This window comes from Pseudomonas sp. GW823-FHT06E10 (assembly GCF_058794995.1).
Map to the genome: position 1 here is coordinate 245106 of NZ_JBXAHJ010000001.1, position 25427 is coordinate 270532.

The following is a 25427-nucleotide window of genomic DNA, read 5'->3' on the forward strand; positions in this document are numbered from 1 at the left end:
CAAATTCAGCTCAAACCATCGCCGCAAAGTTCAGCCGGAACTGCTGCGGCGTCACCCCCAACCTGCGATTGAACACACTGCGCATGTGCTGGGCATCGCGAAAACCGCATTGATAGGCCACGATCTTGAGCGGCGCACGGGTGCTTTCCAGCAGCGTGCGCGCCGCATCGACCCTCGCTCGCTCGACGAACTCGGCCGGGGTGATTTTCGCTTCCCTGGCAAACACCCGGGAGAAGTTGCGCGCACTCATGTTGGCGGCATTGGCCAGGTCGGCGATGGCCAGGTCGCCCGTCAGGTTGGCCAGCACGTAATGCTGCACCATCGCTACCGCCGAATCCGCTTCGGCGTGGGGTGTGAGGAACGGGCTGAATTGCGACTGCCCGCCCGAACGCTGGGTGAACACCACCAGCCGCTTGGCGACGCTCAGTGCAACTTCCGGCCCGTGATCCCGGCCCAATAGATACAACGACAGATCGATCCCCGCTGTGACCCCGGCCGAGGTGAACAGCTCGCCGTCCTCAACATACAGTCGATCCGCTTCCACCCGGGAGGAGGGACACAGTGCAGCCAGATCCGATGCGTCCTGCCAATGCGTGGTGACCGTGCGCCCCTCCAGCAATCCGGCCCGGGCGAGCATGAACGCGCCGTTGCAGATCGAGCCGAAGCGCTTGGCCCGCGCGCAGGCATCGCGCAACCAGCCGTCGAATGCCATGCCGAAATCCATGAACGGCAACTGCGGCCCGCCCGCCACCAGCAACAGGTCATACGGCTCCAGCGCTTCGCTGAAATGCCGATGGGCATTGAGTGCCAAACCGTTGGAGCACGCCATCATCCCGCGCTCGACGCCGATCACCTCCAGCCGATAGTGATCCTGCGGGGCAAGGAAGCGATTGGCCTCGGAAAACACATCCATGGGGCCGGTGACATCCAGCGACTGAACGCCGGCGAACACCACGATGGCTACGGTTTTACTCATGGTTCGAAGAGCCTCTCATGGCACCGATTGCAACGCTCACCTGTAGGAGCGAGCCTGCTCGCGATGGACGTCAACGATGACGGGAGCTGGCTGGATGTACGCGGTGCCCTCACGTGCATCGCGAGCAAGCTCGCTCCTACAGGGTCTGCATGCACCCTAGCCAATCCACGCCCAACAAGCGAGGTTGGCACGATATGCACGCTCATTGGCCGGGATAGCAGCCATGGATCGATTGTCCGGTTTCCGGGGCCGGAACAGACTTAAACCCTCAGCGCCGCCAAGGCGTTCACGACGAGGAAAACTCCATGAGCACCACCATCGCCGGCATCAAGATCCCCGACAGCGCACTGGCCAAGGCCACCACCGAATACATCCGCGACATCGAGTCCGACCTGCTCTACCACCACTCGCGCCGGGTCTTCCTGTTCGGTGCTCTGAGCGGCGAGCGCAAGCAACTGGCCTACAACCCGGAGTTGCTGTACGTCGGCGCGATGTTCCATGACCTGGGACTGGTGCAAGGTCATCGCAGCGACAACGAGCGCTTCGAAGTCGACGGTGCCAACGCGGCAGCGGCGTTCCTCAAGCCTTACGGACTGAGCGATGACGACATCGAACAGGTCTGGCTATCGATTGCCCTGCACACCACGCCGGGCGTGCCTCAGCATTTACGGCCCACCGTGGCACTGGTCACGGCTGGCGTCGAGATGGACGTGCTGGGCATGGACTACGCGGCGTTTTCCAGCGTGCAGCGCGAAGCGGTGGTGCATGCGCATCCACGGGGCGAGGGATTCAAGGAGTGCATCATCTGCGCGTTTGCCGACGGCTTGCGCCATCGTCCGCAGACCACGTTCGGCAATGTGAAGACTGATGTGCTGGTGGATCAGGAGCCGGGGTTCAAGCCGATGAACTTCGTCGAGGTGATTCGTAAATCCCCTTGGATTTCCTGACCGCAGAAGAACCTGTGGGAGCGAGCTTGCTCGCGATGAGGGCATCACAGTCAACATCGATGTTGAATGTCAGTCCGCTATCGCGAGCAAGCTCGCTCCCACATTGGAATTGGGTAGTCCACTCAAATGTGGTCTACCCAATTCGGGATCAAGCCGCTTCCGGCGCCTGCGCGCGACGCACGTCCGGTTGCTTCCACGAGTCGGCTGCCGCTTCTTCGATCGCCTGCTGGATCGCACGACGACGGCTTTCTTCGGCGCGACGGCTGAAGAACCAGACCAGGAAGGTCACGATGGACACCGCCAGCAGGATCAGGCTGGCCACGGCGTTGATCTCGGGTTTGACCCCCAGACGTACCGCCGAGAACACTTCCATCGGCAGGGTCGTGGAGCCCGGGCCGGACACGAAGCTCGCCAGCACCAGGTCATCCAGCGACAGGGCGAACGACATCATGCCGCCCGCTGCCAGCGATGGCGCGATCATCGGGATGGTGATCAGGAAGAACACCTTCCACGGCCGTGCACCGAGGTCCATGGCCGCTTCTTCGATGGACAGGTCCAGCTCACGCAAGCGTGCCGAGACCACCACCGCCACATAGGCCGCACAGAACGTGGTGTGGGCGATCCAGATGGTGACGATGCCGCGTTCCTGCGGCCAGCCGATCATCTGCGCCATGGCCACGAACAGCAGCAACAGCGACAGACCGGTGATCACCTCAGGCATGACCAGCGGCGCAGTGACCAGGCCACCGAACAGGGTACGTCCCTTGAAGCGCGTAATGCGCGTCAGGACGAACGCCGCCAATGTACCCAGTGCCACCGCCGCGATGGCGGTGTAGCAGGCGATTTCCAGCGAGCGCACCACCGAACCCATCAGTTGGCTGTTGTCGAGCAGGCCGACGTACCACTTGATCGACCAGCCGCCCCACACCGTTACCAGTTTGGAGGCGTTGAACGAGTAGATGACCAGGATCAGCATCGGCAGGTAGATGAACAACAGACCCAGTACCAGCATCAGGCTGGAGAAACGGAAGCGCTTCATTCTTTACCCTCCATTTCCTTGGCCTGACTGCGGTTGAACAGGATGATCGGCACAATCAGGATCGCCAGCATCACTACCGCCAGGGCAGACGCCACCGGCCAGTCACGGTTGTTGAAGAACTCTTGCCAGAGCACTTTACCGATCATCAGGGTTTCCGGACCACCGAGCAGTTCCGGGATCACGAACTCGCCCACCACCGGGATGAACACCAGCATGCAGCCGGCGATGATGCCGTTTTTCGACAGCGGCACGGTGATTTTCCAGAAGCTGTTGAACGTGCTCGAACCCAAGTCCGACGCAGCTTCCAGCAGGCTCTGGTCGTGCTTCACCAGGTTGGCGTACAGCGGCAGGATCATGAACGGCAGGTAGGAATAAACCACGCCGATGTAGACCGCCAGGTTGGTGTTGAGGATCTGCAGCGGCTCGTCGATCCAGCCCATGCTCATCAGGAACCCGTTGAGCAGGCCGTTATTGCTGAGGATGCCCATCCACGCGTAAACGCGGATCAGGATCGCGGTCCAGGTCGGCATCATGATCAGCAGCACCAGCACCGTTTGCACTTCCTTGCGGGCAACGGAGATGCCGTAGGCCATCGGGTAGCCAATCAGCAGGCAGAGGATGGTGCTGAAAAACGCCATCTTCAACGAGCCGAGGTAAGCGGCGATGTACAGCTCGTCACCGGCCAGCATCGCGTAGTTGCCCAGGTTAAGCAGCAACTGCAGCTTCTGCTCGGCGTAGCTGTAGATCTCGGTGTATGGCGGAATGGCCACGTCCGCTTCGGCGAAGCTGATCTTCAGTACGATGAAGAACGGCAGCATGAAGAACAGGAACAGCCAGATGAAGGGAACCCCGATGACCATCTGACGGCCACCGGGAATTATTCGATTGAGTCGACGCTTGAATTTGCGCATGTTCATGAGCGCAGCACCACGCCGCTGTCGTCTTCCCAGTACACGTAGACCTGATCACCCCAGGTCGGACGCTGCCCGCGACGCTCGGCGTTGGCCACGAACGACTGCACCAGCTTGCCGCTTGGCAATTCGACGTAGAACACCGAGTGCCCACCCAGGTAGGCGATGTCGTGCACTTTGCCGCTGGACCAGTTGTACTGGCAAGTCGGCATGTCGGCGGTGACCAGCAGTTTTTCCGGACGGATCGCGTAGGTGACCGACTTGTCCTGCACCGAAGTGCTGATGCCGTGGCCGACGTAGATCTGACGATCCAGGTCTTTGCAGGTAATGATCGCGTGACCTTCGGCGTCGTCGATCACTTCGCCATCGAAGATGTTCACGTTACCGATGAATTCGCAGACCAGGCGACTGGTCGGGGTTTCGTAGATGTCGATCGGGCTGCCGATCTGGGCGATCCAGCCCAGGTGCATGATCGCGATACGCTCGGCCATGGTCATGGCCTCTTCCTGATCGTGGGTCACCATCACGCAGGTTACGCCGACGCGCTCGATGATCTCCACCAGCTCCAACTGCATTTGCGAACGCAGTTTTTTATCCAGTGCGCCCATCGGTTCGTCGAGCAGCAGCAGCTTCGGGCGCTTGGCCAGGGAACGGGCCAGGGCCACACGCTGACGCTGGCCGCCGGACAACTGATGCGGTTTGCGCTTGGCGTACTGGCTCATCTGCACCAGCTTGAGCATGTCGGCCACGCGGGCGTCGATCTCTGACGCCGGCAGTTTGTCCTGCTTGAGGCCAAAGGCGATGTTCTGCGCCACGGTCATGTGCGGGAACAAGGCGTAGGACTGGAACATCATGTTGATCGGCCGCTCGTATGGCGGCATATCAGTGATGTCTACGCCATCGAGGAAAATGCGCCCCTCCGTGGGCCGTTCGAAACCTGCGAGCATGCGCAGCAAAGTGGATTTGCCCGATCCCGAACCGCCGAGCAGGGCGAAAATCTCGCCTTTCTTGATTTCCAGGGACACATCGTCCACGGCAATCGTCTCGTCGAACTTCTTCGTGACCCGGTCGATTTTGACCAGCACCTGTTTAGGTGACTGGTCGCCCTCGAGGGCTTTCTTATAGGCGCCGGAGGCAACTGCCATTTACGAAACTCCCAACAAAATTTTCAGTTCACTCAAGGTGAGCGAACCTTGGATAGTTTGAGCCTTGAAACTATTTACCCGACTTGACCTTGGTCCAGCTGCGGGTCATCAAACGTTGAATATTCGGCGGTAACTCGACCGACACGTAGGTCTTGTCGAGCACCTCTTGCGGTGGATAAACCGCTTCGTCGGTGCGAATGGACTGTTCCATCAGTTTGTCCGACCCCGGGTTAGGGTTGGCATAGCCGACGTAATCGCTGACATGGGCAATCACCTCAGGCTTGAGCAAATAGTTGATGAAGGCGTGGGCCTGCTTGACGTTGGCCGAGTCCTTCGGAATCGCCAGCATGTCGAACCAGAGCGCACCGCCCTCTTTCGGAATCGAGTAGGCGATATTTACGCCTTTCTTGGCTTCTTCGGCGCGGTTCTTGGCCTGGAAGATGTCGCCGGAGAAACCGATCGCCACGCAGATATCGCCGTTGGCCAGATCCGCGATGTACTTGGAGGAATGGAAGTAGGTCACGTAAGGCCGCACTGCAAGCAACTTGGCGGTGGCCTTTTCGTAGTCCTTGGGATCAGTGCTGTTAGCGTTCAGGCCCATGTAATTGAGCACTGTCGGCATCATTTCATCGGCGGAGTCGAGGAACGCGACGCCACAGCTTTGCAGCTTCTTGATGTTCTGCGGCTCGAACAGCACGCCCCACGAATCAATCGTATCGACGCCCAGCACAGCCTTGACCTTGTCGACGTTGTAACCGATGCCGTTGGTGCCCCACAGGTACGGCACGGCGTACAGGTTGCCCGGATCGTTCTGTTCCAGGCGCTTGAGCAGCACTGGATCGAGGTTCGAATAGTTCGGCAGCTGCGACTTGTCGAGCTTCTGGAATGCCCCGGCCTTGATCTGCTTGCCGAGGAAGTGGTTCGACGGCACGACCACGTCGTAGCCAGTACGCCCGGCCAGCAATTTACCTTCCAGGGTTTCGTTGGAATCGAAGACGTCATAAACCGGCTTGATACCGGTCTCTTTCTGGAAATCGGCCAGGGTGGTCTCGCCGATGTAGTCGGACCAGTTATAAATATGCACGGTACCGGCGGCCTGGACACTGACAGCAACTGTCAGCCCGGCACCCACCAGCATGGCATTGCGCAACATAGAAAAAATAGGCAAGTGGAGGTCCTCTGAAATTAGTTGGGCCCAAGTTGCCCCGCGCTACATGACAACCGTGGTTGCCCGGCAACAAAACCGGCGCGCAACTTACCCTCGAAAAACCGTTCCAGCAAAACTTTCTGTCATTTAATTACACCTGCTGCCGCCACCGCGCGGGCGGCGACAACAGGTTGTTGCATCAAACCGGCTTATTTACCGGATTTGATCTTGGTCCAGCTGCGGGTCATGATCCGCTGGGTCGCGGCCGGCAAGTCGGCAATCGCGTACAGCTTGGCCAGCACGTCCGCCGGCGGGTAAACGCCCGGGTCGCTGGTGATGTCTTTATCGACCAACGCAGTTGCAGCCGCGTTACCGTTCGGGAAACGCACGGCGTTGGTGATTTCAGCCATGATTTCCGGCTTCTGCAGGAAGGTCATGAACTTGTAGGCGCCTTCGACGTTTTCGGCATCTTTAGGGATGGCGACCATGTCGTAGAAGCTGCCGGCACCTTCTTTGGGAATGTTGTAGCTGACTTTCACCTTGCCACCGGCTTCTTCCGCGCGGGACTTGGCCTGGTAAATGTCACCCGAGTAACCCACGGCCACGCAGATGTTGCCGTTGGCCAGGTCGGAGATGTACTTGGACGAGTGGAAGTAACCTACCGAAGGACGAATTTTCAGGAACAGCGCTTCGGCTTCGGCCAGTTGTTTCTTGTCCTGGCTGTCGGTTGGATAGCCCAGGTAGTGCAATGCCACCGGAATCATCTCGGTTGGCGAATCGAGGAAACTGATACCGCACGCCTTCAACTTCGCGGCGTTTTCAGGTTTGAACAGCAGGTCCCAGGAGTTGGTCGGCGCGTCGGCACCCAGTACAGCCTTGACCTTCTCGGGGTTGAAGCCGATACCGATCGAACCCCACATGTACGGGAAGGCATGCTCGTTACCCGGGTCGCTCACGGAAACGGCCTTGAGCAGGTCGGTGTTCAGGTTCTTCCAGTTAGGCAGCTTGGACTTGTCCAGCTTCTGGTAGACGCCAGCCTTGATCTGCTTGGCCAGGAAGTTGTTCGACGGTACAACGATGTCGTAACCGGACTTGCCTGCCAGCAACTTGGCTTCAAGGGTTTCGTTGCTGTCGAAGACGTCATAGACAACCTTGATGCCCGACTCGTCTTCAAACTTCTTGACGGTGTCCGGTGCGATGTAGTCGGACCAGTTGTACACGTGCAGTACTTTGTCATCGGCCTGAACCGCGCCGGCCATCAAACCCATTACGGACATGGCAAGCAGAGTCTTGCCAGCGAGCTTTTTACCTAGTGCCTTCATGCGTAATGCTCCAAATTTTTCTTTTTTGAACCACTTGTTCAGCGACCGAACCCGGGCAACTGGAACCGCGGCTAGTCTGGCAAGATCCACATCGGTCTTTCAAGGAAACGGCCACGCTTTCTGACAGTTCTGAGCGAAAGTTCCTACTTCATATGTAGAACTTTGAACCTCCGCTCAGAGCCTAGCACTTAGCCCCGCAATGCACTCAGGGTCAGGTCAAGACACTTGCGAGCCTTGGTCACCAGCTCATCGATTTCCGCCGGTGTAATCACCAGTGGCGGAGCGATGATCATGGTGTCGCCGACGGCGCGCATGATCAGGCCGTTATCGAAGCAGAACTGACGACAGATCATGCCGACGCCCTTGCCTTCGAAACGCTTGCGCGTGGCCTTGTCCTGGACCAGTTCGATGGCCCCCAACAGACCCACCCCACGAACTTCACCCACCAGCGGGTGATCGTTCAGTTCCCGCAGACGCTTTTGCAAATACGGTGCCGTTTCGGACTTCACGCGCTCGACAATTTTTTCGTCGCGCAGGATGCGGATGTTTTCCAGCCCCACAGCCGCCGCCACCGGGTGCCCGGAGTAGGTGAAACCGTGGTTGAAGTCGCCGCCCTCATTGAGCACGTCCACCACTTCGTCACGCACGATCAGGCCGCCCATCGGGATGTAGCCCGAGGTCAAACCCTTGGCGATGGTCATCATGTCTGGCTTGAGGTCGTAGAAATCGCTGCCGAACCACTCGCCGGTACGACCGAAACCGCAAATCACTTCGTCAGCCACGAACAGAATGTCGTACTTGGAGAGGATTTCCTTGATGCGCGGCCAGTAGGTCTCTGGCGGAATGATCACGCCACCGGCACCCTGGATCGGCTCGGCAATAAAGGCACCGACATTGTCGACGCCGACTTCCAGAATCTTTTCTTCCAGCTGATTGGCCGCCCACACACCGAACTCTTCCGGGGTCATTTCGCCGCCTTCGCCGAACCAGTACGGCTGGGCAATGTGAACGATGCCCGGGATCGGCAAGTCGCCCTGTTCGTGCATGTACGTCATACCGCCCAGGCTCGCGCCGGCCACGGTGGAACCGTGATAGCCGTTCTTGCGGCTGATGATGACTTTCTTGTTCGGCTGACCCTTGATCGCCCAGTAGTGACGAACCATACGCAGCATGGTGTCGTTGCCTTCGGAGCCGGAACCGGTGAAGAACACGTGGTTCATGCCTTCAGGCGCGATGTCGGCGATAGCCTTGGCCAGTTCCAGTACCGGCGGATGCGCAGTCTGGAAGAACAGGTTGTAGTAAGGCAGTTCGCGCATCTGTTTACTGGCGGCATCGGCCAGTTCATCGCGACCATAACCAATTGCGACACACCACAGGCCGGCCATGCCATCGAGGATCTTGTTGCCTTCGCTGTCCCAGAGGTAAACGCCCTTGGCGTTGGTGATGATCCGCGGGCCTTTCTCTTTCAGCTGTTTGAAATCGCTGAACGGAGCCAGGTGGTGATCATTGCTCAGGGTTTGCCATTCACGGGTTTGCGGATTGTTGCTGGTCATACGAATCTCCTAAAAAAATCACGTGAAGGCGCCGCCAGGCAGCGGCGGCGCCCGGCGTATCAGACGGCAAAGAGCAGGAATTCCCTTTCCCACGAACTGATCACGCGCTTGAAGTTTTCATGCTCGGCCCGCTTGACCGCAACGTAGCCAGTGATGAAATTTTTGCCCAGGTAACGCTCGATGGTCGCGCTGTTTTCCATGCGTTCCAGCGCGTCTTCGATGGTCAGCGGCAGGCGCAGGTTGCGGCGTTCATAGCCACGCCCCACTACCGGCGCACTCGGGTTCAGGCCTTCGACCATGCCGATGTAACCGCAGAGCAGGCTCGCGGCAATCGCCAGGTACGGGTTGGCATCGGCGCCCGGCAGGCGGTTTTCCACCCGACGGTTTTGCGGCCCCGCATCCGGCACCCGCAGGCCCACGGTGCGGTTCTCTTCGCCCCACTCCACGTTCACCGGCGCCGAGGTATCCGGCAGGAAGCGGCGGAACGAGTTGACGTTGGGTGCGAACAGCGGCAACAGCTCGGGAATGAGTTTCTGCAAGCCACCGATGTGGTGCAGGAACAACTGGCTCATGGTCCCGTCTTCATTGGAGAAGATGTTCTTGCCGGTCTCGATGTCGATGACGCTCTGGTGCAAGTGCATGGCGCTGCCCGGCTCGCCGGTCATCGGCTTGGCCATGAAGGTCGCGGCCACATCGTGCTTGAGCGCGGCTTCGCGCATGGTGCGCTTGAACACCAGGATCTGGTCGGCCAGGGACAGGGCATCGCCGTGACGGAAGTTGATTTCCATCTGCGCCGTGCCGTCCTCGTGGATCAGCGTATCGAGGTCCAGGTCCTGCAATTCGCACCAGTCGTAGACGTCTTCGAACAACGGATCGAATTCGTTCGCGGCTTCAATGGAGAACGACTGGCGACCGATTTCCGGGCGACCGGAGCGGCCGATTGGCGGTTGCAGCGGGTAGTCCGGGTCGTCACTGCGCTTGGTCAGGTAAAACTCCATTTCCGGCGCCACGATCGGCTGCCAGCCTTTGTCGGTATAGAGTTTCAGGACTTTCTTGAGCACGTTGCGCGGCGACAGCTCGATCGGGTTGCCTTGCTTGTCGTAGGTATCGTGGATGACGATGGCGGTCGGCTCGATGGCCCACGGCACCAGGTACACCGCGCTCTGGTCGGGGCGGCAGATCATGTCGATGTCGGCCGGGTCGAGCAGTTCGTAATAGATGTCGTCTTCGACGTAGTCGCCGGTCACTGTCTGCAACAGAACGCTTTCTGGCAGGCGCATGCCTTTTTCGGCGATGAATTTGTTGGTCGGCGAAATCTTGCCCCGGGTAATCCCGGTCAAGTCGGCGATCATGCATTCGACTTCTGTGATCTTGTGGTTTTTCAACCAATCGGTGAGCTGGTCGAGGTTGTTACTCATAAATGCCTCTAGGCTTGAGTTGTCTGACCCTTTTGAGGTCAGGCGTTGTTTGACGCATCGGCGTCGCGTTGTAGAGCGTTTGCGCGGCAGATTATCGTGCTTGGCAACACGGCTGCAGAGGCCGGGCGTGCAGAATCGCGAGCGGTGCCCTGAACAATGGTCAGGCCGCTATTGTGAATCGGTTCTATATTGAATGGAGTAACCGTAATGGGGGTGCCATCGCGACCGTCCAGAATATCGGACGGGGACGGTTGAACCGTCACGGATGGGAGGATCACCAGAACCGCCGGGGCCACGGAACGGACGGACGTGTCATCACTGATGTGATAAGCATGCCGACCGACCTGTCTTGAGCAGTCGGTGACGCCGATTATCGGCAGGCGAGACATGAAGCACCCCGGTATTATTGCTGTTATGGGTTTGATTCGAGCTTAGCCTTGTTCATTTTTTTACACAACACCCCCGTAAAAAATACAACACGGCCCGCTCAAGCCTGCGGGCGCCATAGAGGCCAAGGGCATAAAAACGCCCCAAAGTGCCTCAAAAAAGCCACACGGGCGCTTTTTTAGGGCAAAAAAGGCCTCGCTTGACTTCGGCATGCCGTTCGGGTTGACTGGAATCTGAAAAGATCAATGATTGATATTTTTAACAACAAAGGTGTTGCATCATGTCGGTACCCCCGCGTGCCGTTCAGCTTAACGAAGCGAACGCGTTCCTTAAGGAACATCCTGAGGTTCTGTACGTTGACCTTCTGATTGCGGATATGAATGGTGTGGTGCGCGGCAAGCGCATCGAACGCACCAGCCTCCACAAGGTTTACGAGAAAGGCATCAACCTGCCGGCCTCTCTATTTGCTCTGGATATCAATGGCTCGACGGTGGAAAGCACCGGCCTGGGCCTGGACATCGGCGATGCTGACCGAATCTGCTATCCAATCCCCGATACCCTATGCAACGAGCCATGGCAGAAGCGCCCGACCGCGCAACTGTTGATGACCATGCACGAACTCGAAGGCGAACCATTCTTCGCCGACCCGCGTGAAGTGCTGGCCAATGTGGTGCGCAAGTTCGACGAAATGGGCCTGACCATCTGTGCCGCGTTCGAACTGGAGTTCTACCTGATCGACCAGGAGAACGTGAACGGTCGTCCGCAACCGCCGCGCTCGCCGGTTTCCGGCAAACGTCCGCACTCGACTCAGGTCTACCTGATCGACGACCTCGACGAATACGTCGACTGCCTCCAGGACATTCTGGAGGGTGCCAAAGAGCAAGGCATTCCGGCCGACGCCATCGTCAAGGAAAGCGCGCCGGCGCAATTCGAAGTCAACCTGCACCACGTGGCTGACCCGATCAAGGCCTGCGACTACGCGGTCCTGCTCAAGCGCCTGATCAAGAACATCGCCTACGACCATGAAATGGACACCACGTTCATGGCCAAGCCTTACCCAGGCCAGGCGGGTAATGGTCTGCACGTCCACATCTCGATTCTCGACAAAGACGGCAAGAACATTTTTGCCAGTGAGGATCCCGAGCAGAACGCCGCACTGCGTCACGCGATCGGCGGTGTGCTCGAGACCCTACCGGCGCAGATGGCTTTCCTCTGCCCGAACGTTAACTCCTACCGTCGTTTCGGCGCACAGTTCTACGTGCCGAACTCGCCGTGCTGGGGCCTGGATAACCGCACCGTGGCGATTCGCGTACCGACCGGCTCCGCCGACGCCGTGCGCATCGAACATCGTGTAGCCGGCGCCGATGCCAACCCGTACCTGCTGATGGCTTCGGTCCTGGCAGGCGTGCACCACGGCCTGACCAACAAAATCGAGCCTGGCGCCCCGGTCGAAGGCAACAGCTACGAGCAGAACGAGCAGAGCCTGCCGAACAACCTGCGCGATGCACTGCGCGAGCTGGACGACAGCGAAGTCATGGCCAAGTACATCGATCCGAAATACATCGATATCTTCGTGGCCTGTAAAGAGAGCGAGCTGGAGGAGTTCGAACACTCCATCTCCGACCTCGAGTACAACTGGTACCTGCATACCGTGTAAGCGGTTGCAGTAAAAAAGGAACGCCGCCGGCTGTAAAAGCCTGCGGCGTTTTTTTATGGCCAACACCGCCTCCTGTGGCGAGGGGGCTTGTCGGGACGCCGCACCGCCCCGTTGGGCTGCACAGCAGCCCCAAAACATGCACCCTCATGTGTATCAGACATACCGCGATTACCGGGTTTGGGAGTGCTTCGCCCTCCAACGGGGGCGAGCCCCCTCGCCACAGGGTATGGATCATCCTCGCGCTCTGCGTACAATGCCCGCAGCCCCGCAGGAGACACCAATGACACGCGTAGCCACCCCCCGCAAACCCCGCGCACGCAGCCAGGCCCGGATCGATTCGATACTCGATGCGGCCCGCACGCTGCTGGCTGCCGAGGGCGTGGCCAGCCTGTCGATCTACAGCGTCGCCGAGCGCGCGGAGATACCGCCCTCCTCGGTCTACCACTTCTTCGCCAGCGTGCCGGCGTTGCTCGAAGCCTTGACCGCCGACGTCCATGCGGCCTTCCGCGCCTGCCTGCAAGCCCCTATCGACCACCACGCCTTGAATGGCTGGCGCGATCTGTCGCGACTGGTGGAACAACGCATGCTCGACATCTATGCAGAGGACGCCGCCGCCCGCCAACTCATTCTGGCCCAGCACGGCCTGACCGAAGTCACCCAGGCCGACCGCCAGCACGACATCGAACTGGGCGACCTGATGCACAAGCTGTTCGACCATCACTTCGAGCTGCCGACCTTGCCGAGTGATGTCGATGTGTTCGCCCTGGCCATGGAGCTGGGCGACCGGGTGTATGCGCGCTCGGTGCAGCAGCACGGGCAGATTACGCCGCGCATGGCCGAGGAAGGGATGCGGGTGTTTGATGCTTATGTGGGGTTGTATTTGCCACCGTATATGCCCAAGCGGAACCTCTAGTGCGCTCACTGACCTCATCGCGAGCAAGCTCGCTCCCACAAGGATCTTCAGTGAATTCAGATTCTGTGAACGACAAATAATCCTGTGGGAGCGAGCTTGCTCGCGATGGCCGCACCACTCAGTTCAAGACAAACACACATGAAAAAACCCCGAAGGGCTCAAACCCTTCGGGGTTGTTGTTTACGCATGTGGCTTACAACTTGGCGATCGACACCTCGGTGGATTTCACAAACGCGATCACTTCACTGCCGACCGCCAGTTCCAGCTCTTTCACCGAGCGTGTGGTGATCACCGAAGTGACAATGCCGGACGCGGTCTGCACGTCGATTTCCGACAGCACGTCGCCGAGGACGATTTCCTTGATGGAGCCTTTGAACTGGTTGCGAACGTTGATGGCCTTGATAGTCATGATGTTGATTCCTGTCGTTGGGTAAGACTTGAGTTATTGAGCCCAGCGCAATTGCGTAGGCAAGGGTGAAACAGGTTCCGGTTCCGGCGGTTGGCCGGGCAGCGCCAGCACGCGATTGAGGACTTCGGTTTCCAATGCCGCCAGTCGATGGGAGCCACGAACCCGAGGGCGCGGCAGTTCCACGTGCAGGTCGAGGCCAACTGCGCCGTCTTCGATCAGGATCACCCGATCGGCAATCGCCACGGCTTCACTGACGTCATGGGTCACCAGCAACACCGTGAAACCGTGCTGCTGCCAGAGCCGTTCGATCAGTTGCTGCATTTCAATTCGGGTCAGGGCATCCAGCGCACCCAAGGGCTCGTCGAGCAGCAGCAGGCGCGGCTGATGAATCAACGCACGGGCCAACGCCACGCGTTGTTTCTGTCCACCGGACAGCGCTGCCGGCCACTCGTGGGCGCGATCGGCCAGGCCCACCGCTTCCAAAGCTGCAAGCGCTTGCGGCCGCCAGTTGCCCTTGAGGCCCAGACCGACGTTGTCGATGATCTTTTTCCAGGGCAGCAAACGCGCTTCCTGGAACATCAGCCGCGTGTCTTCCCGCGCGTCGCTCAATGGCGCGGCACCGGCGAGCAACTCACCGCCGGTTGGTTGATCAAGACCGGCGAGCAAGCGCAGCAAGGTACTTTTGCCGCAGCCACTGCGACCGACCACGGCAACAAACTGGCCCGCCGGAATGTGCAGGTCGATCTCGCGCAGCACCTGCCGCGAGCCGAAGGTCTTTTGCAGCTTGCGCACCGCCAGCGGAATGCCGCGCAGCAGGCGTGGAGGTTGCTCCGCAATCATGCCGCACCTCCCTTGGCAACCTGATAGGCCGGGTGCCAGCGCAGCCAGACACGCTCAAGTCCACGGGCCGCGAGGTCGGCCAGTTTGCCGAGCACCGCGTACAGCAGAATCGCCAGCACCACCACGTCGGTCTGCAAGAACTCCCGGGCGTTCATGGCCAGATAGCCGATGCCGGAACTCGCGGAAATGGTTTCCGCCACGATCAAGGTCAGCCACATGAAGCCCAGGGCGAAGCGCACGCCGACCAGAATCGAAGGCAACGCCCCCGGCAGAATCACCTGCCAGAACAGGCTGAAACCGCTCAGGCCATAGCTACGCGCCATCTCCACCAACGCCGGGTCGACGTTGCGGATGCCGTGATAGGTGTTGAGGTAGATCGGGAACAACGTGCCCAGCGCCACCAGGAAAATCTTCGCCGACTCGTCGATGCCGAACCACAGGATCACCAGTGGAATCAGCGCCAGGTGCGGCACATTGCGGATCATCTGCACCGAACTGTCGAGCAGGCGTTCGCCCCACTTCGACAGGCCGGTGATGAAGCCAAGGGTCAGGCCGATACCACCACCGATGGTGAAGCCCAGCGCGGCACGCCAGCCACTGATCGCCAGGTGTGTCCAGATTTCGCCACTGCGCACCAGACTTACACCGGCCTCGATGACGGCGATGGGTGCCGGCAGGATCCGTGTCGACAACCAACCCGCCGACACACTCAATTGCCATACCGCCAGCAGCAACACCGGCAACGCCCAGGGCGCCAGGCTGTGGATGATTTTCTTCATGACCGCGCCTCAGCTCTGGGACGCGGCTTTGGGAAGAATGTCGTTGGCGACCATCTCGCCGAACGGGCTGACGTAACCGGCGCTCTTCGGTAGTTCAGGACGCTCGACATCGAGGTGCGGGAACAGCAACTCAGCCACCCGGTACGACTCTTCAAGGTGTGGATAACCGGAGAAGATGAAGGTATCGATGCCGAGGTCCGCGTACTCCTTCACGCGGGCGGCCACGGTCGGACCATCGCCCACCAGCGCCGTACCGGCACCGCCGCGCACCAGACCAACGCCGGCCCACAGGTTAGGGCTGACCTCCAGGTTGTCGCGATTGCCGCCGTGCAATGCGGCCATGCGTTGCTGACCGACCGAATCGAAACGCGCCAGCGAAGCCTGGGCACGAGCGATGGTCTCGTCGTCGAGATGAGAGATCAGCCGATCCGCGGCTTTCCAGGCTTCATCGTTGGTTTCGCGCACGATCACGTGCAGGCGAATGCCGAAGCGCACGGTGCGTCCGAGCTTGGCCGCCTTGGCTCGGACCTGTTCGATTTTTTCCGCGACGGCGGCCGGTGGCTCACCCCAGGTCAGGACCATTTCCACCTGTTCGGCGGCCAGGTCTTGCGCGGCTTCCGAGGAACCGCCGAAGTACAGCGGCGGACGCGGCTGCTGGATTGGCGGATAGAGCAACTTCGCGCCCTTCACGCTGATGTGCTGGCCGTCGTAATCGACGGTTTCACCTTCCAGTACCCGGCGCCAGATGCGGGTGAATTCCACCGAGGCCTGATAGCGTTCTTCGTGGCTGAGGAACAGGCCATCGCCCGCCAACTCTTCCGGATCACCGCCCGTCACCAGGTTGAACAGCGCACGACCGCCGGACAGTCGATCCAGGGTCGCGGCCTGACGCGCCGCCACCGTCGGGGAAATGATCCCGGGACGCAGGGCGACAAGGAACTTCAAACGCTGGGTCACAGGAATCAGCGATGCCGCCACCAACCAAGAGTCTTCGCAGGAGCGTCCGGTCGGAATCAGCACCCCGCCAAAACCCAGGCGGTCAGCGGCTTGCGCGACTTGTTGCAGGTATCCGTGATCAACGGCGCGGGCGCCTTCGGCGGTGCCAAGGTAATGGCCGTCGCCGTGGGTAGGCAGGAACCAGAAAATATTGAGGCTCATGGAGTGGTCTCCTTGGGGAATCGATTTATTGGGCTTTGGCAACGGCGGCCGGCGGCGTCCAGATCACGTCTTTGATGCTCAACGGCTTGGGAATCAGCTTGAGCTGGTAGAAGCTGTCGGCAATTTTCTGCTGCGCCGCGACCACTTCCGGAGTCAGGAACAACGCGCCATAGCCCTGGCGTTTCACCGAGGTCAGGGTGATGTCGGCTGGCAGGCCGAGCAGCGGTGAAACCTGTTGGGTCACCTCTTGCGGGTTAGCCTTGGACCACTCGCCCACCGCGCGCACTTCTTCCACCAGGGTCTTGATCACCTCGGGATTTTTCTGCGCATAAGGTTTGGTCGCCAGGTAGAACTGATGGTTGTCGACGATGCCCTGGCCATCGCGCAGAGTGCGCGCTTGCAACTGTTGTTCGGCGGCGGCCTGGTAGGGGTCCCAGATCACCCAGGCGTCGACACTGCCACGTTCGAACGCGGCGCGGGCATCGGCCGGCGGCAGGAATACGGTCTGGATGTCGGTGTATTTGAGGCCGGCGTCTTCCAGTGCACGCACCAGCAGGTAGTGCACGTTGGAGCCTTTGTTGAGGACGACTTTCTTGCCCTTGAGGTCCGCCACCGATTTGATCGCCGAGTCCTTCGGCACAAGGATCGCCTCACTGTGCGGCGCTGGCGGTTCGTAGGCGACGTAGAGCAAATCAGCACCGGCCGCCTGGGCGAACACTGGCGGAGTTTCACCGGTGACACCGAAGTCGATGGAACCGACGTTCAGGCCTTCAAGCAGTTGCGGGCCACCGGGGAATTCAGTCCATTGCACGTCCACGCCTTGGGCGGCGAGGCGTTTTTCCAGGGTGCCCTTGGCTTTGAGCAGCACCAGGGTGCCGTATTTCTGATAGCCGATTCGTAAAGTCTCGGCCTGAGCTTGAGTAATGGCGCCGAAGGTGACAGCCGCAGCAAACAGAGCGACCAGACCACGACGCAAAATGACAGGGCGCATGGCGCTCTCCTTTTTGCAGTTGGGTTTTGGCTGCACCTGCTTGCCCGTTGGCGGGCGAGTAAGGCCAGTACTTCAATTTTCGGTGAGGCTTAAATGCTCCAGCGAGCACTCAACAAACGATCATTCAGCAGGTTCGGATCGAGCGGCTTGGGCCGTCGCGCCATGGCGCTGAAAAACAGCTCAAGCGATTCATTCAGTCGTTGTTCCAGCTCCGGCGCCAACTGCGCCAGGGCGCTGCCTTCGCCGTAGGCGATCTGGCTGTCGACGGCGAAAATCCCCTGCAGCATTTCCTGGGCCTTCAATGCCGACAGCACCGGCTTGAGCGCGTAATCCACCGCCAGCATGTGGGCGATGCTGCCGCCAGTGGCCATTGGCAGAACCACCTTGTGGCTCAAGGCGCGTTCGGGCAGCAAATCCAGCACGACCTTCAATGCTCCGGAAAACGATGCCTTGTAAACCGGTGTGGCGATCAGCAGGCCATCGGCGTTTTCAATTTGTTGCAACAAGTCGATCACCTTGGGGCTGTCGAAGCGTGCGTGCAGCAAGTCCTCGGCCGGGAAGTCCCGTACCTGATAACTCACCACTTCCACGCCCTGCCCCTGTAACCAACGCTGGGAGCGATCCAGCAGCACCCCGGATCGAGAGCGCTGACTGGGACTGCCACCGAGTGAGACAACCAACATTCAGACGATTCCTTGCACGGTGTTGGCGATTCGCGGTTTGCGATCTCGCTTCGATGGAGTGACCTTAACAGTTGATTTATATATCTATAAATCATATTTATTCATTTGGTTATACCTTAAAGAAATATAGAAAGCTGTTTCTTCCAGGCAAAAAAACAGGCCGTCGAAACGGCCTGAAATCCCCTGCTTTGTGGGTGCTGTTAACTGTGAAACCTGTGGTGTCTGACCCGACGCCTTCGCGAGCAGGCTCGCTCCCACAGGGGTACGCGGACAAATGTGGGAGCGAGCTTGCTCGCGATGGCGGCATCAGTTGCGCCAAAAATGCTGAAGACTTACCGGTTCGGCTGCGGCGTCAGGCGCAAGTAAGGCTTAACCGCTCGATAGCCCTTGGGAAAGCGCTGTTTGATTTCATCCTCATCTTTAAGCGACGGCACGATCACCACCTCATCACCGTCCTGCCAGTTGGCCGGTGTGGCCACCTTGTAGTTGTCGGTGAGTTGCAGCGAGTCGATCACCCGCAGGATTTCATTGAAATTGCGGCCGGTGCTCGCCGGGTAGGTAATCGTCAGCCGGACCTTTTTCTTCGGGTCGATCACGAACAGACTGCGCACGGTCAGGGTGTCGTTGGCGTTGGGGTGGATCAGGTCGTAGAGGTCCGAGACTTTGCGGTCGGCGTCATCCAGGATCGGAAAGTTGACCACGGTGTCCTGGGTTTCGTTGATGTCCTCGATCCACCTGTGGTGCGAATCCACCGGGTCCACCGACAAAGCGATGGCCTTGACGCCGCGCGCTGCGAACTCATCCTTGAGCTTGGCGGTGAAGCCCAATTCAGTCGTGCACACCGGCGTGAAGTCCGCTGGATGGGAAAACAGCACGCCCCAACTATCGCCCAGCCACTGATGGAAACGAATGGTGCCGGCGCTGGAGTTCTGTTCGAAATCGGGGGCGATATCGCCAAGTCTGAGACCCATGGTGCTGCTCCTTGTGAGTGCTTGATGGGTTCAACTGTGCCTGTGTTTTTTATCTATTAAAAAGAATAAATATCGATTTATTTAGATCATAAAGAAATATTAAATATCTATTCACTGGACGTACCCCGCACAACCGGCCGAACATCGCCCCCAAGGTTCGAGAAGGCCTTGAGTTGCTGCAAAGAGGGAAGTTCAAGGCGGGATTACGGGGGTGAACCCGTCTTGAAAATGTAAAAGCCCCGCCCGGTGCAATACCGGGCGGGGCTTTTTTGTCTCGGTTACGCGAGCGCTATTACAACAGCGGGATCGAGTAGCTGACGATCAGGCGGTTTTCGTCCTGCGAACGCGTGTTCGGCAGGTCGGTGCGCCAGGTCGCGTTTTTCCACGCCAGGCCCAGGTTTTTCAGCGGACCTTCCTGAACGACGTAAGCCACGCTCAGATCGCGCTCCCACTCGGAAGCACCATTGGCCGCCTCGCCACCCTTGGCGTTAACGGTATCGATGTTGTCGCCGTGCAGGTAAACCAGACCCGCCGTCAGGCCAGGTACGCCGACCTTGGCGAAGTCATAGGAGTAGCGTGCTTGCCAGGTACGCTCGCCGGCACGGCCGAACTTCTGGATTTGCGCATCGGTGATGGTGTAGTTCGACGAACCGTCGCCCTGGTTCAGCCAAGGGAAATCGCTGCTGCCGTTGCTGACCTGATAACCGCCACCGAAGGTGTGACCGGCAACGGTGTACAGGAACAGGCCGCTGTACAGGTTGTTGTCGACCTTGCCTTTACCGTTTGGCGCGTTGTAGTTGCCAGTGGTGAAGTACAGCGGGTCGTGACCGTTGGCACCATCATCAGAGCTGTTGAAATAACGGAAATCCGACTTCAACACGCCAGGGCCGATTGCCCAGTTGTGCACCAGACCCAGGAAGTGTTGCTTGTAGAACTCTTCCAGGTTGCCGTAGTAGTACTGGGCCGTCAGGTCCTTGGTGATCTTGTAGTCGCCACCGGCATAGATGAACTTGTTGCTGTCGCGGAATTTGGTGCCGCGAGTGTTCGCGCCCGAAATCGACATCTGCTCATTGTTGCTGGAGTTACGGCCTTTAACGGCTTCGATCTGGCCACCAACCAGGGTCAGATCCTTGATGTCGCCGGACGTGATCTGGCCACCCTGCCAGGTTTGCGGCAGCAGACGACCATCGTTGGTCACGATCACCGGGTTTTTCGGCTGCAGGGTGCCCAGCTTCAATTCGGTCTGGGAAACCTTGGCTTTGGCCGTCAGGCCCAGGCTGGAGAAATCATCAACTGCCTCGCCGTTGGATTTGCTCGGGAAAACCGTGCCGCCGTAAGAGGTCGCCGTGGCGCCGTTGGTACCGCCGCCCGAATCCAGTTTCACGCCCAACAGGCCGATCGCATCGATGCCGAAGCCGACGGTGCCCTGGGTGTAACCGGAGATGAAACGCAGATCGAAGCCTTGGCCCCACTCTTCGTTTTTGTTGGTACCGGCTCCGTCACGGTAGTCGGTGTTGATGTAGAAGTTACGCAGCCCCAATGTTGCCTTGCTGTCTTCGATAAAACCCGCGGCGCTTGCCTGCTGGGTCAAAACCCCGACGGCCACAGCCATGGCCAAGGTGGACTTGTTCATGTTTCGCTCCTCTCGTTTCTAGTTCTGATGTTCCTGGTCCCGAATCGATTGCCCGGGATCCTGAATGCATAAATTCGCGGCAAACCGTCTAGGCCGGTCATTTGGCGGGCCGCAGGATACACGGCCTTAAAGCCAAAAAGAATTTTTTGATATTTTTTAATATCGCTTTGGAATATGACTTCCCACGACAGATCCGAGGTATCGGCGGCAAGGCCGATTCCTGCACCTGAACTATTGTCGAGGGACGAAATCGCCAAATCCGGGCTCAGGGATGAGTGCCGGACAGGCGCACTTTAAGCGGGATATTTAAAAACTAAAAAGAATAATAAATAATCAGTAAAGATCTTTATGGAATATAAAAAAACAGGCAAAAAAACCTCGCCAGCAGGCGAGGCTTTTTTACAAGGCTTGTTACAGGAAGCTGTAGGTGTAGTTGAAGATCAGACGAGTCTGGTCAACATCAGGGTTGTTGGAGACTTCACTGCCACGGTAGACACCATTACGCAGCGTTACGCCGAAGCCTTTGAGAGCGCCCTGCTGGATGGTGTAGTCGATCCGCATGTCGCGTTCCCACTCGGAGCCATCAGGGCCGCTGCCGTTGGTAGCCTTGATGTTGTCGCCATGCAGGTAGGCGATCGAAGTTTTCAGGCCCGGCACGCCCAGTCCGGCGAAGTCATAGGAGTACTGACCGAAGGTGGTGTTTTCACCGGCACGAACAAATCCGTTGATCATGGAGTCGGTGAACAGGTAGAAGCTGGCGCCACCGTTGCCTTCCGGACGGCCATTGCCATCAACCACGTTGCCCTGGTTCAGGTAGACAAAACCACCGTCATCGCTGACGCGCTGATGACCGAGCAGGAAGGCGTTGCCACCCAGGGTGTAGGTGAACATGGCGCTCCAGGTCTTGTTATCGACCTCGCCCGGGGTCTTGGCGAAACCGTTGTTGTTGTTGAAACGGAAACCCGGATCACCGTTCTTGCCATCGGAGCTGCTGTCGAAGTAGCGAATATCAGTCTTGAAGGACTGTTTGGCGTCGATCGGAAACACGTGGATCAAGCCAAGGAAGTCCTGCTTGTAGTAGTCCTTCAGATTCGAGTGGTAGTACTGCAGGGTCAGGTCCTTGGTGACCTTCCAGTCAGCACCACCGTAGTAGAACTTGTTGCTGTCCTCTGTGCCGCCAGCCACGGCCAGGCCGGTGGAGTTCGAAGAGGCGCGACCCGCCGAATGCTCCAACTGACCTGCGTTGAAGGTCACGTTGTCGATTTCTTTCGAAGTGATGGTGCCACCGTCAAAGGTCTGTGGCAGCAGACGGCTGTCGTTCGCGACCAGGATCGGCAAGTTGGGTGCCAGGGCGCCACCCAGGTGGGCTTCGGTCTTCGAGAAGCGCGCCTTGACGTTAGCGGCTGCACGGCTCCATTCGGACACGGCCGAACCATCGCTGTCGCTTGGGAAGAAGGTGTTGTTGTCCGGGTGGTGACCCTTGCCGCCGTCCAGGTGGATACCCAGCAGTGCCTGGGCGTCGATACCGAAACCGACAGTGCCTTGGGTGAAACCGGACAGATAATCGAATTTCAGGCCTTCTGCGGACTCTTTCTGATCCGCACCGCCTTCACGGTTATCGTTGTTGTAATACATGGTCCGGGAACTGATGGACGCCTTGCTGTCTTCCAGGAAACCTGCGGCGCCTGCCTGCTGCGCCAAAACCCCTACGGCCACGGCCAAAGCCAAGGTGGACTTGTTCATTGTGTAGCTCCTCTCGATTCTAGTTCTTGTATTCCTGGTCTCGAGTCGTCGCCCGAAATCCTAAGATGCGCGATTAGCGCCAGACCGTGACCCACAAGTCAATCGTAACCATGTGTGTCTACGACCTTTGTCTAACCCCCGATTTTTTGGTCCCTGCCGGGTCATGAATTCGTCATGAACCTGAAAAGAATTACCCGATTCTTTTCTAATACCGTTTAGGAATTTAGCGCTCAATTTCCAGCCCCCCCAGAACAAAGGGTTCGGCTCATAAGCTAATTCCTAAACGGTATTTATTTTTGCTTTTTTAGATCGATTAGTTTCTGACGCAATCCGGAAACAAATCCTTACCGAAAGGCAGCCCCATGACGATCAAGCGCGCACTATCCAGACCAATTGTTACAGTTTGTGTATCTCTCGCATTTTCTTTCACCGCCCAGGCGGCGAACCTCACCGTCGGCTATCAAACCGGAATCGACCCCAGCAAAGTCCCCCAGGCCGATGGCCTTTATGAAAAAACCATCGGCCAGCCCATCGACTGGCGACGCTTCAACAGCGGCCCGGAAGTGGTCACGGCGATTGCCTCCGGCGATGTACAAATCGGCAATCTCGGCTCCAGTCCGCTGGCCGCTGCCGCTTCGCGCAACCTGCCGATTGTCGCGTTCATCGTCTCGGCCCAGATCAATGCCGCCGAAGCGCTTGTGGTGCGCAATGGCAGCGGCATCGAAAAACCACAAGATCTGATCGGAAAGACCATCGCCACGCCTTTCGTTTCAACCTCCCACTACAGCCTGCTCGGTGCGTTGAAGCACTGGGGCCTGGACAGTTCGAAAGTCAAAGTGGTGAACCTGCAGCCGGCGGAAATCGCGGCAGCCTGGAAGCGGGGAGATATTGATGGCGCGTTTGTCTGGTCGCCAGCCCTGGGGGAAATCCGCAAGAGTGGCAAGACCTTGACCGACGCTGCACAGGTAGGCCAATGGGGAGCACCCACCTTCGAGGTCTGGGTGGCACGCAAGGATTACGCCGAGAAGCACCCGGAGGTGGTGGCCAGATTCGCCAAGGTCACCCTCGACGCCTTTGCTGATTACGCGGCGCATAAAGCCAGCTGGACTGCCGACTCGGTACCGGTGCAGAAAATCGCCAAACTGACCGGTGCCAATGCCGCCGATGTGCCGGAGTTACTGGCCGGTTCCGCATTCCCGGATGCCAAGGCGCAACAGAGCGCCGCGCTGCTGGACGGCGGCACGGCCAAGGCCATTGGCGAGACGGCGAAATTCTTGAAGGAACAAGGGAAGGTAGAGACGGTGCTGCCGGATTACTCGCCGTATGTCAGCGCGAAGTTTGTCGCCGAGTAACATCACCGACCTCTGTAGGAGCGAGTCTGCTCGCGAAAAACCCAAGGACGCCAAGGGGCATCTGGTTTTACGCGTTATCGTTCACGATTTTCGCGAGCGAGCTCGCTCCTACAAGGACCGTATCCTGATCAAAGGGCTTTTTCGAAGATCTTCGAATTACGCTGATAGTTGTACAGCGACGCCCGCGCCGACGGCAGACGATCAACGCTGCTCGGCACAAAACCACGCTCGCGGAACCAGTGAGCGGTGCGGGTAGTAAGGACGAATAATGTCTTCAAACCCTGAGCCCGGGCGCGGGTCTCGATGCGCTCCAGCAATTCATCACCGCGACCGCCATGGCGATACTCTGGATTCACCGCCAGGCACGCCAGTTCACCGGCATCCGAATCGGCAATCTGATACAGCGCCGCACAGGCGATGATCATGCCTTCGCGCTCGACCACACTGAACTGTTCGATCTCGCGCTCCAGCACCTCGCGGGAACGGCGCACCAGGATGCCCTGCTCTTCCAGCGGGCTGATCAAGTCCAGCAAACCACCGACGTCTTCAATGGCCGCTTCGCGCACCACTTCGAACTGTTCCTGGGCCACCAGCGTACCGCCACCGTCGCGGGTGAACAGCTCGGTCAGCAGTGCACCGTCTTCGGCATAACTGACGATATGGCTGCGGGCCACGCCGCCACGGCAAGCTTCAGCCGCTGCATCAAGCAATTCTGCCTGGTAGTTACTGCCCAACCGTTGCAGATGCGCCGGCACCTGCTGCGGACGCAGTTCACGCACCAGGCGCCCGTGTTCGTCGATCAGGCCCAGGTCGGCGCCGAACAGCAGCAGTTTGTCCGCGCCCAGGTCGATGGCCGCGCGGGTGGCGACGTCTTCGCAGGCCAGGTTGAAAATCTCCCCGGTCGGCGAATAGCCCAGCGGCGACAGCAGCACGATGGAGCGCTCGTCCAGCAGACGGTTGATGCCCTTGCGGTCGACCCGGCGCACTTCGCCGGTGTGGTGATAGTCGACGCCTTCAAGCACGCCGATCGGCCGTGCCGTCACCAGGTTGCCGCTGGCCACCCGCAGGCGCGAACCCTGCATCGGCGACGAAGCCATGTCCATCGACAGGCGAGCCTCAATGGCAATGCGCAACTGGCCAACCGCGTCGATCACGCACTCCAGGGTCGCGGCATCGGTGATGCGCATGCCGTGGTGGTAATGCGGGGTCAGGCCACGGGCGGCGAGGCGCGCTTCGATTTGCGGGCGAGAACCGTGAACCAGCACCAGACGCACACCCAGGCTGTGCAACAGCACCAGGTCGTGGACGATATTGCCGAAATTCGGGTGTTCAACGCCGTCGCCGGGCAGCATGACGACAAAAGTGCAATCGCGGTGGGCGTTGATGTAAGGCGAAGCGTGACGAAGCCAATTGACGTATTCGGGCATGAACCTGGGCCTGTAATAAATAGCAG

General features: G+C 59.0%; 22 protein-coding genes. 4 read left to right on the plus strand and 18 right to left on the minus strand.

Features of this window, described 5'->3' with window-relative positions; genetic code table 11:
- Positions 1 to 10: 10 nt before the first annotated feature.
- Positions 11 to 976, minus strand: coding sequence for a GlxA family transcriptional regulator (locus AC1Q6Y_RS01115; RefSeq protein ID WP_492623928.1), 966 nt, complete (start codon positions 974 to 976; stop codon positions 11 to 13).
- Between the two features lie 305 nt (positions 977 to 1281).
- Here AC1Q6Y_RS01115 and AC1Q6Y_RS01120 point away from each other — a divergent pair, with 305 nt between their 5' ends.
- Positions 1282 to 1923, plus strand: a complete 642-nt coding sequence (locus AC1Q6Y_RS01120) for an HD domain-containing protein (RefSeq protein WP_057712855.1) — start codon at positions 1282 to 1284, stop codon at positions 1921 to 1923.
- 148 nt (positions 1924 to 2071) lie between these two features.
- Here AC1Q6Y_RS01120 and AC1Q6Y_RS01125 read toward each other — a convergent pair whose 3' ends face one another.
- From AC1Q6Y_RS01125 to AC1Q6Y_RS01155, 7 genes are all read right to left on the minus strand, one after another.
- On the minus strand, positions 2072 to 2962 hold the full coding sequence (locus AC1Q6Y_RS01125; RefSeq protein ID WP_057712854.1) for an ABC transporter permease subunit: 891 nt from the start codon (positions 2960 to 2962) through the stop codon (positions 2072 to 2074).
- A complete protein-coding gene (locus AC1Q6Y_RS01130; protein ID WP_173677919.1) occupies positions 2959 to 3840 on the minus strand; it encodes an ABC transporter permease subunit in 882 nt (293 codons plus the stop codon). Before AC1Q6Y_RS01130 ends, AC1Q6Y_RS01125 begins: the two co-directional genes overlap by 4 nt.
- A gap of 35 nt (positions 3841 to 3875) precedes the next feature.
- Positions 3876 to 5018: an ABC transporter ATP-binding protein gene (locus AC1Q6Y_RS01135; RefSeq protein ID WP_492623929.1), complete on the minus strand. Its 1143-nt coding sequence runs from the start codon at positions 5016 to 5018 to the stop codon at positions 3876 to 3878.
- A 70-nt stretch (positions 5019 to 5088) separates the two neighbouring features.
- Complete coding sequence (locus AC1Q6Y_RS01140; protein WP_492623930.1) at positions 5089 to 6186, minus strand: polyamine ABC transporter substrate-binding protein; 1098 nt, start codon at positions 6184 to 6186, stop codon at positions 5089 to 5091.
- Positions 6187 to 6374: 188 nt separating this feature from the next.
- Positions 6375 to 7487, minus strand: a complete 1113-nt coding sequence (locus tag AC1Q6Y_RS01145; protein ID WP_057712851.1) for a polyamine ABC transporter substrate-binding protein — start codon at positions 7485 to 7487, stop codon at positions 6375 to 6377.
- 188 nt (positions 7488 to 7675) lie between these two features.
- The gene (locus AC1Q6Y_RS01150) at positions 7676 to 9040 is read right to left on the minus strand and encodes an aspartate aminotransferase family protein (RefSeq protein WP_492623931.1); all 1365 of its coding nucleotides are present in this window, start codon (positions 9038 to 9040) and stop codon (positions 7676 to 7678) included.
- Positions 9041 to 9099: 59 nt separating this feature from the next.
- Positions 9100 to 10458, minus strand: a complete 1359-nt coding sequence (locus tag AC1Q6Y_RS01155; RefSeq protein WP_492623932.1) for a glutamine synthetase family protein — start codon at positions 10456 to 10458, stop codon at positions 9100 to 9102.
- Between the two features lie 667 nt (positions 10459 to 11125).
- Between AC1Q6Y_RS01155 and AC1Q6Y_RS01160 the strand changes: the two genes are divergently transcribed.
- Complete coding sequence (locus AC1Q6Y_RS01160; RefSeq protein ID WP_053163627.1) at positions 11126 to 12502, plus strand: glutamine synthetase family protein; 1377 nt, start codon at positions 11126 to 11128, stop codon at positions 12500 to 12502.
- A gap of 280 nt (positions 12503 to 12782) precedes the next feature.
- Entirely contained in the window at positions 12783 to 13415 is a 633-nt protein-coding gene (locus AC1Q6Y_RS01165) for a TetR/AcrR family transcriptional regulator (protein WP_340312840.1), read from the plus strand.
- Positions 13416 to 13608: 193 nt separating this feature from the next.
- Here the strand turns inward: AC1Q6Y_RS01165 and AC1Q6Y_RS01170 are convergent, their stop codons facing one another.
- From AC1Q6Y_RS01170 to AC1Q6Y_RS01210, 9 genes are all read right to left on the minus strand, one after another.
- Complete coding sequence (locus tag AC1Q6Y_RS01170; RefSeq protein WP_007967989.1) at positions 13609 to 13824, minus strand: TOBE domain-containing protein; 216 nt, start codon at positions 13822 to 13824, stop codon at positions 13609 to 13611.
- A gap of 33 nt (positions 13825 to 13857) precedes the next feature.
- Complete coding sequence (gene ssuB / locus AC1Q6Y_RS01175; RefSeq protein WP_340312839.1) at positions 13858 to 14664, minus strand: aliphatic sulfonates ABC transporter ATP-binding protein; 807 nt, start codon at positions 14662 to 14664, stop codon at positions 13858 to 13860.
- Positions 14661 to 15443: an aliphatic sulfonate ABC transporter permease SsuC gene (ssuC, locus tag AC1Q6Y_RS01180; protein ID WP_057712846.1), complete on the minus strand. Its 783-nt coding sequence runs from the start codon at positions 15441 to 15443 to the stop codon at positions 14661 to 14663. The genes ssuB and ssuC overlap by 4 nt, the downstream gene beginning before the upstream one ends.
- A gap of 9 nt (positions 15444 to 15452) precedes the next feature.
- Positions 15453 to 16601 (minus strand): FMNH2-dependent alkanesulfonate monooxygenase, encoded by a 1149-nt coding sequence (ssuD, locus tag AC1Q6Y_RS01185; protein ID WP_090452041.1) that lies wholly within the window; start codon positions 16599 to 16601, stop codon positions 15453 to 15455.
- Positions 16602 to 16626: 25 nt separating this feature from the next.
- Positions 16627 to 17592, minus strand: coding sequence for a sulfonate ABC transporter substrate-binding protein (locus AC1Q6Y_RS01190; RefSeq protein ID WP_057712844.1), 966 nt, complete (start codon positions 17590 to 17592; stop codon positions 16627 to 16629).
- 89 nt (positions 17593 to 17681) lie between these two features.
- Entirely contained in the window at positions 17682 to 18275 is a 594-nt protein-coding gene (gene ssuE, locus AC1Q6Y_RS01195) for an NADPH-dependent FMN reductase (protein WP_007993145.1), read from the minus strand.
- A 332-nt stretch (positions 18276 to 18607) separates the two neighbouring features.
- The gene (locus AC1Q6Y_RS01200; RefSeq protein ID WP_218494664.1) at positions 18608 to 19246 is read right to left on the minus strand and encodes a peroxiredoxin; all 639 of its coding nucleotides are present in this window, start codon (positions 19244 to 19246) and stop codon (positions 18608 to 18610) included.
- Between the two features lie 292 nt (positions 19247 to 19538).
- Positions 19539 to 20879: an OprD family porin gene (locus tag AC1Q6Y_RS01205; protein ID WP_489845402.1), complete on the minus strand. Its 1341-nt coding sequence runs from the start codon at positions 20877 to 20879 to the stop codon at positions 19539 to 19541.
- 411 nt (positions 20880 to 21290) lie between these two features.
- Positions 21291 to 22622, minus strand: a complete 1332-nt coding sequence (locus AC1Q6Y_RS01210; RefSeq protein ID WP_150813751.1) for an OprD family porin — start codon at positions 22620 to 22622, stop codon at positions 21291 to 21293.
- Positions 22623 to 22984: 362 nt separating this feature from the next.
- On the opposite strand from AC1Q6Y_RS01210, the gene tauA reads away from it, so the two are divergent.
- On the plus strand, positions 22985 to 23974 hold the full coding sequence (tauA, locus tag AC1Q6Y_RS01215; RefSeq protein WP_090452050.1) for a taurine ABC transporter substrate-binding protein: 990 nt from the start codon (positions 22985 to 22987) through the stop codon (positions 23972 to 23974).
- A 128-nt stretch (positions 23975 to 24102) separates the two neighbouring features.
- On the opposite strand, the gene argA is transcribed toward tauA, so the two are convergent.
- The gene (gene argA / locus AC1Q6Y_RS01220) at positions 24103 to 25401 is read right to left on the minus strand and encodes an amino-acid N-acetyltransferase (protein WP_057712838.1); all 1299 of its coding nucleotides are present in this window, start codon (positions 25399 to 25401) and stop codon (positions 24103 to 24105) included.
- Positions 25402 to 25427 lie beyond the last annotated feature (26 nt).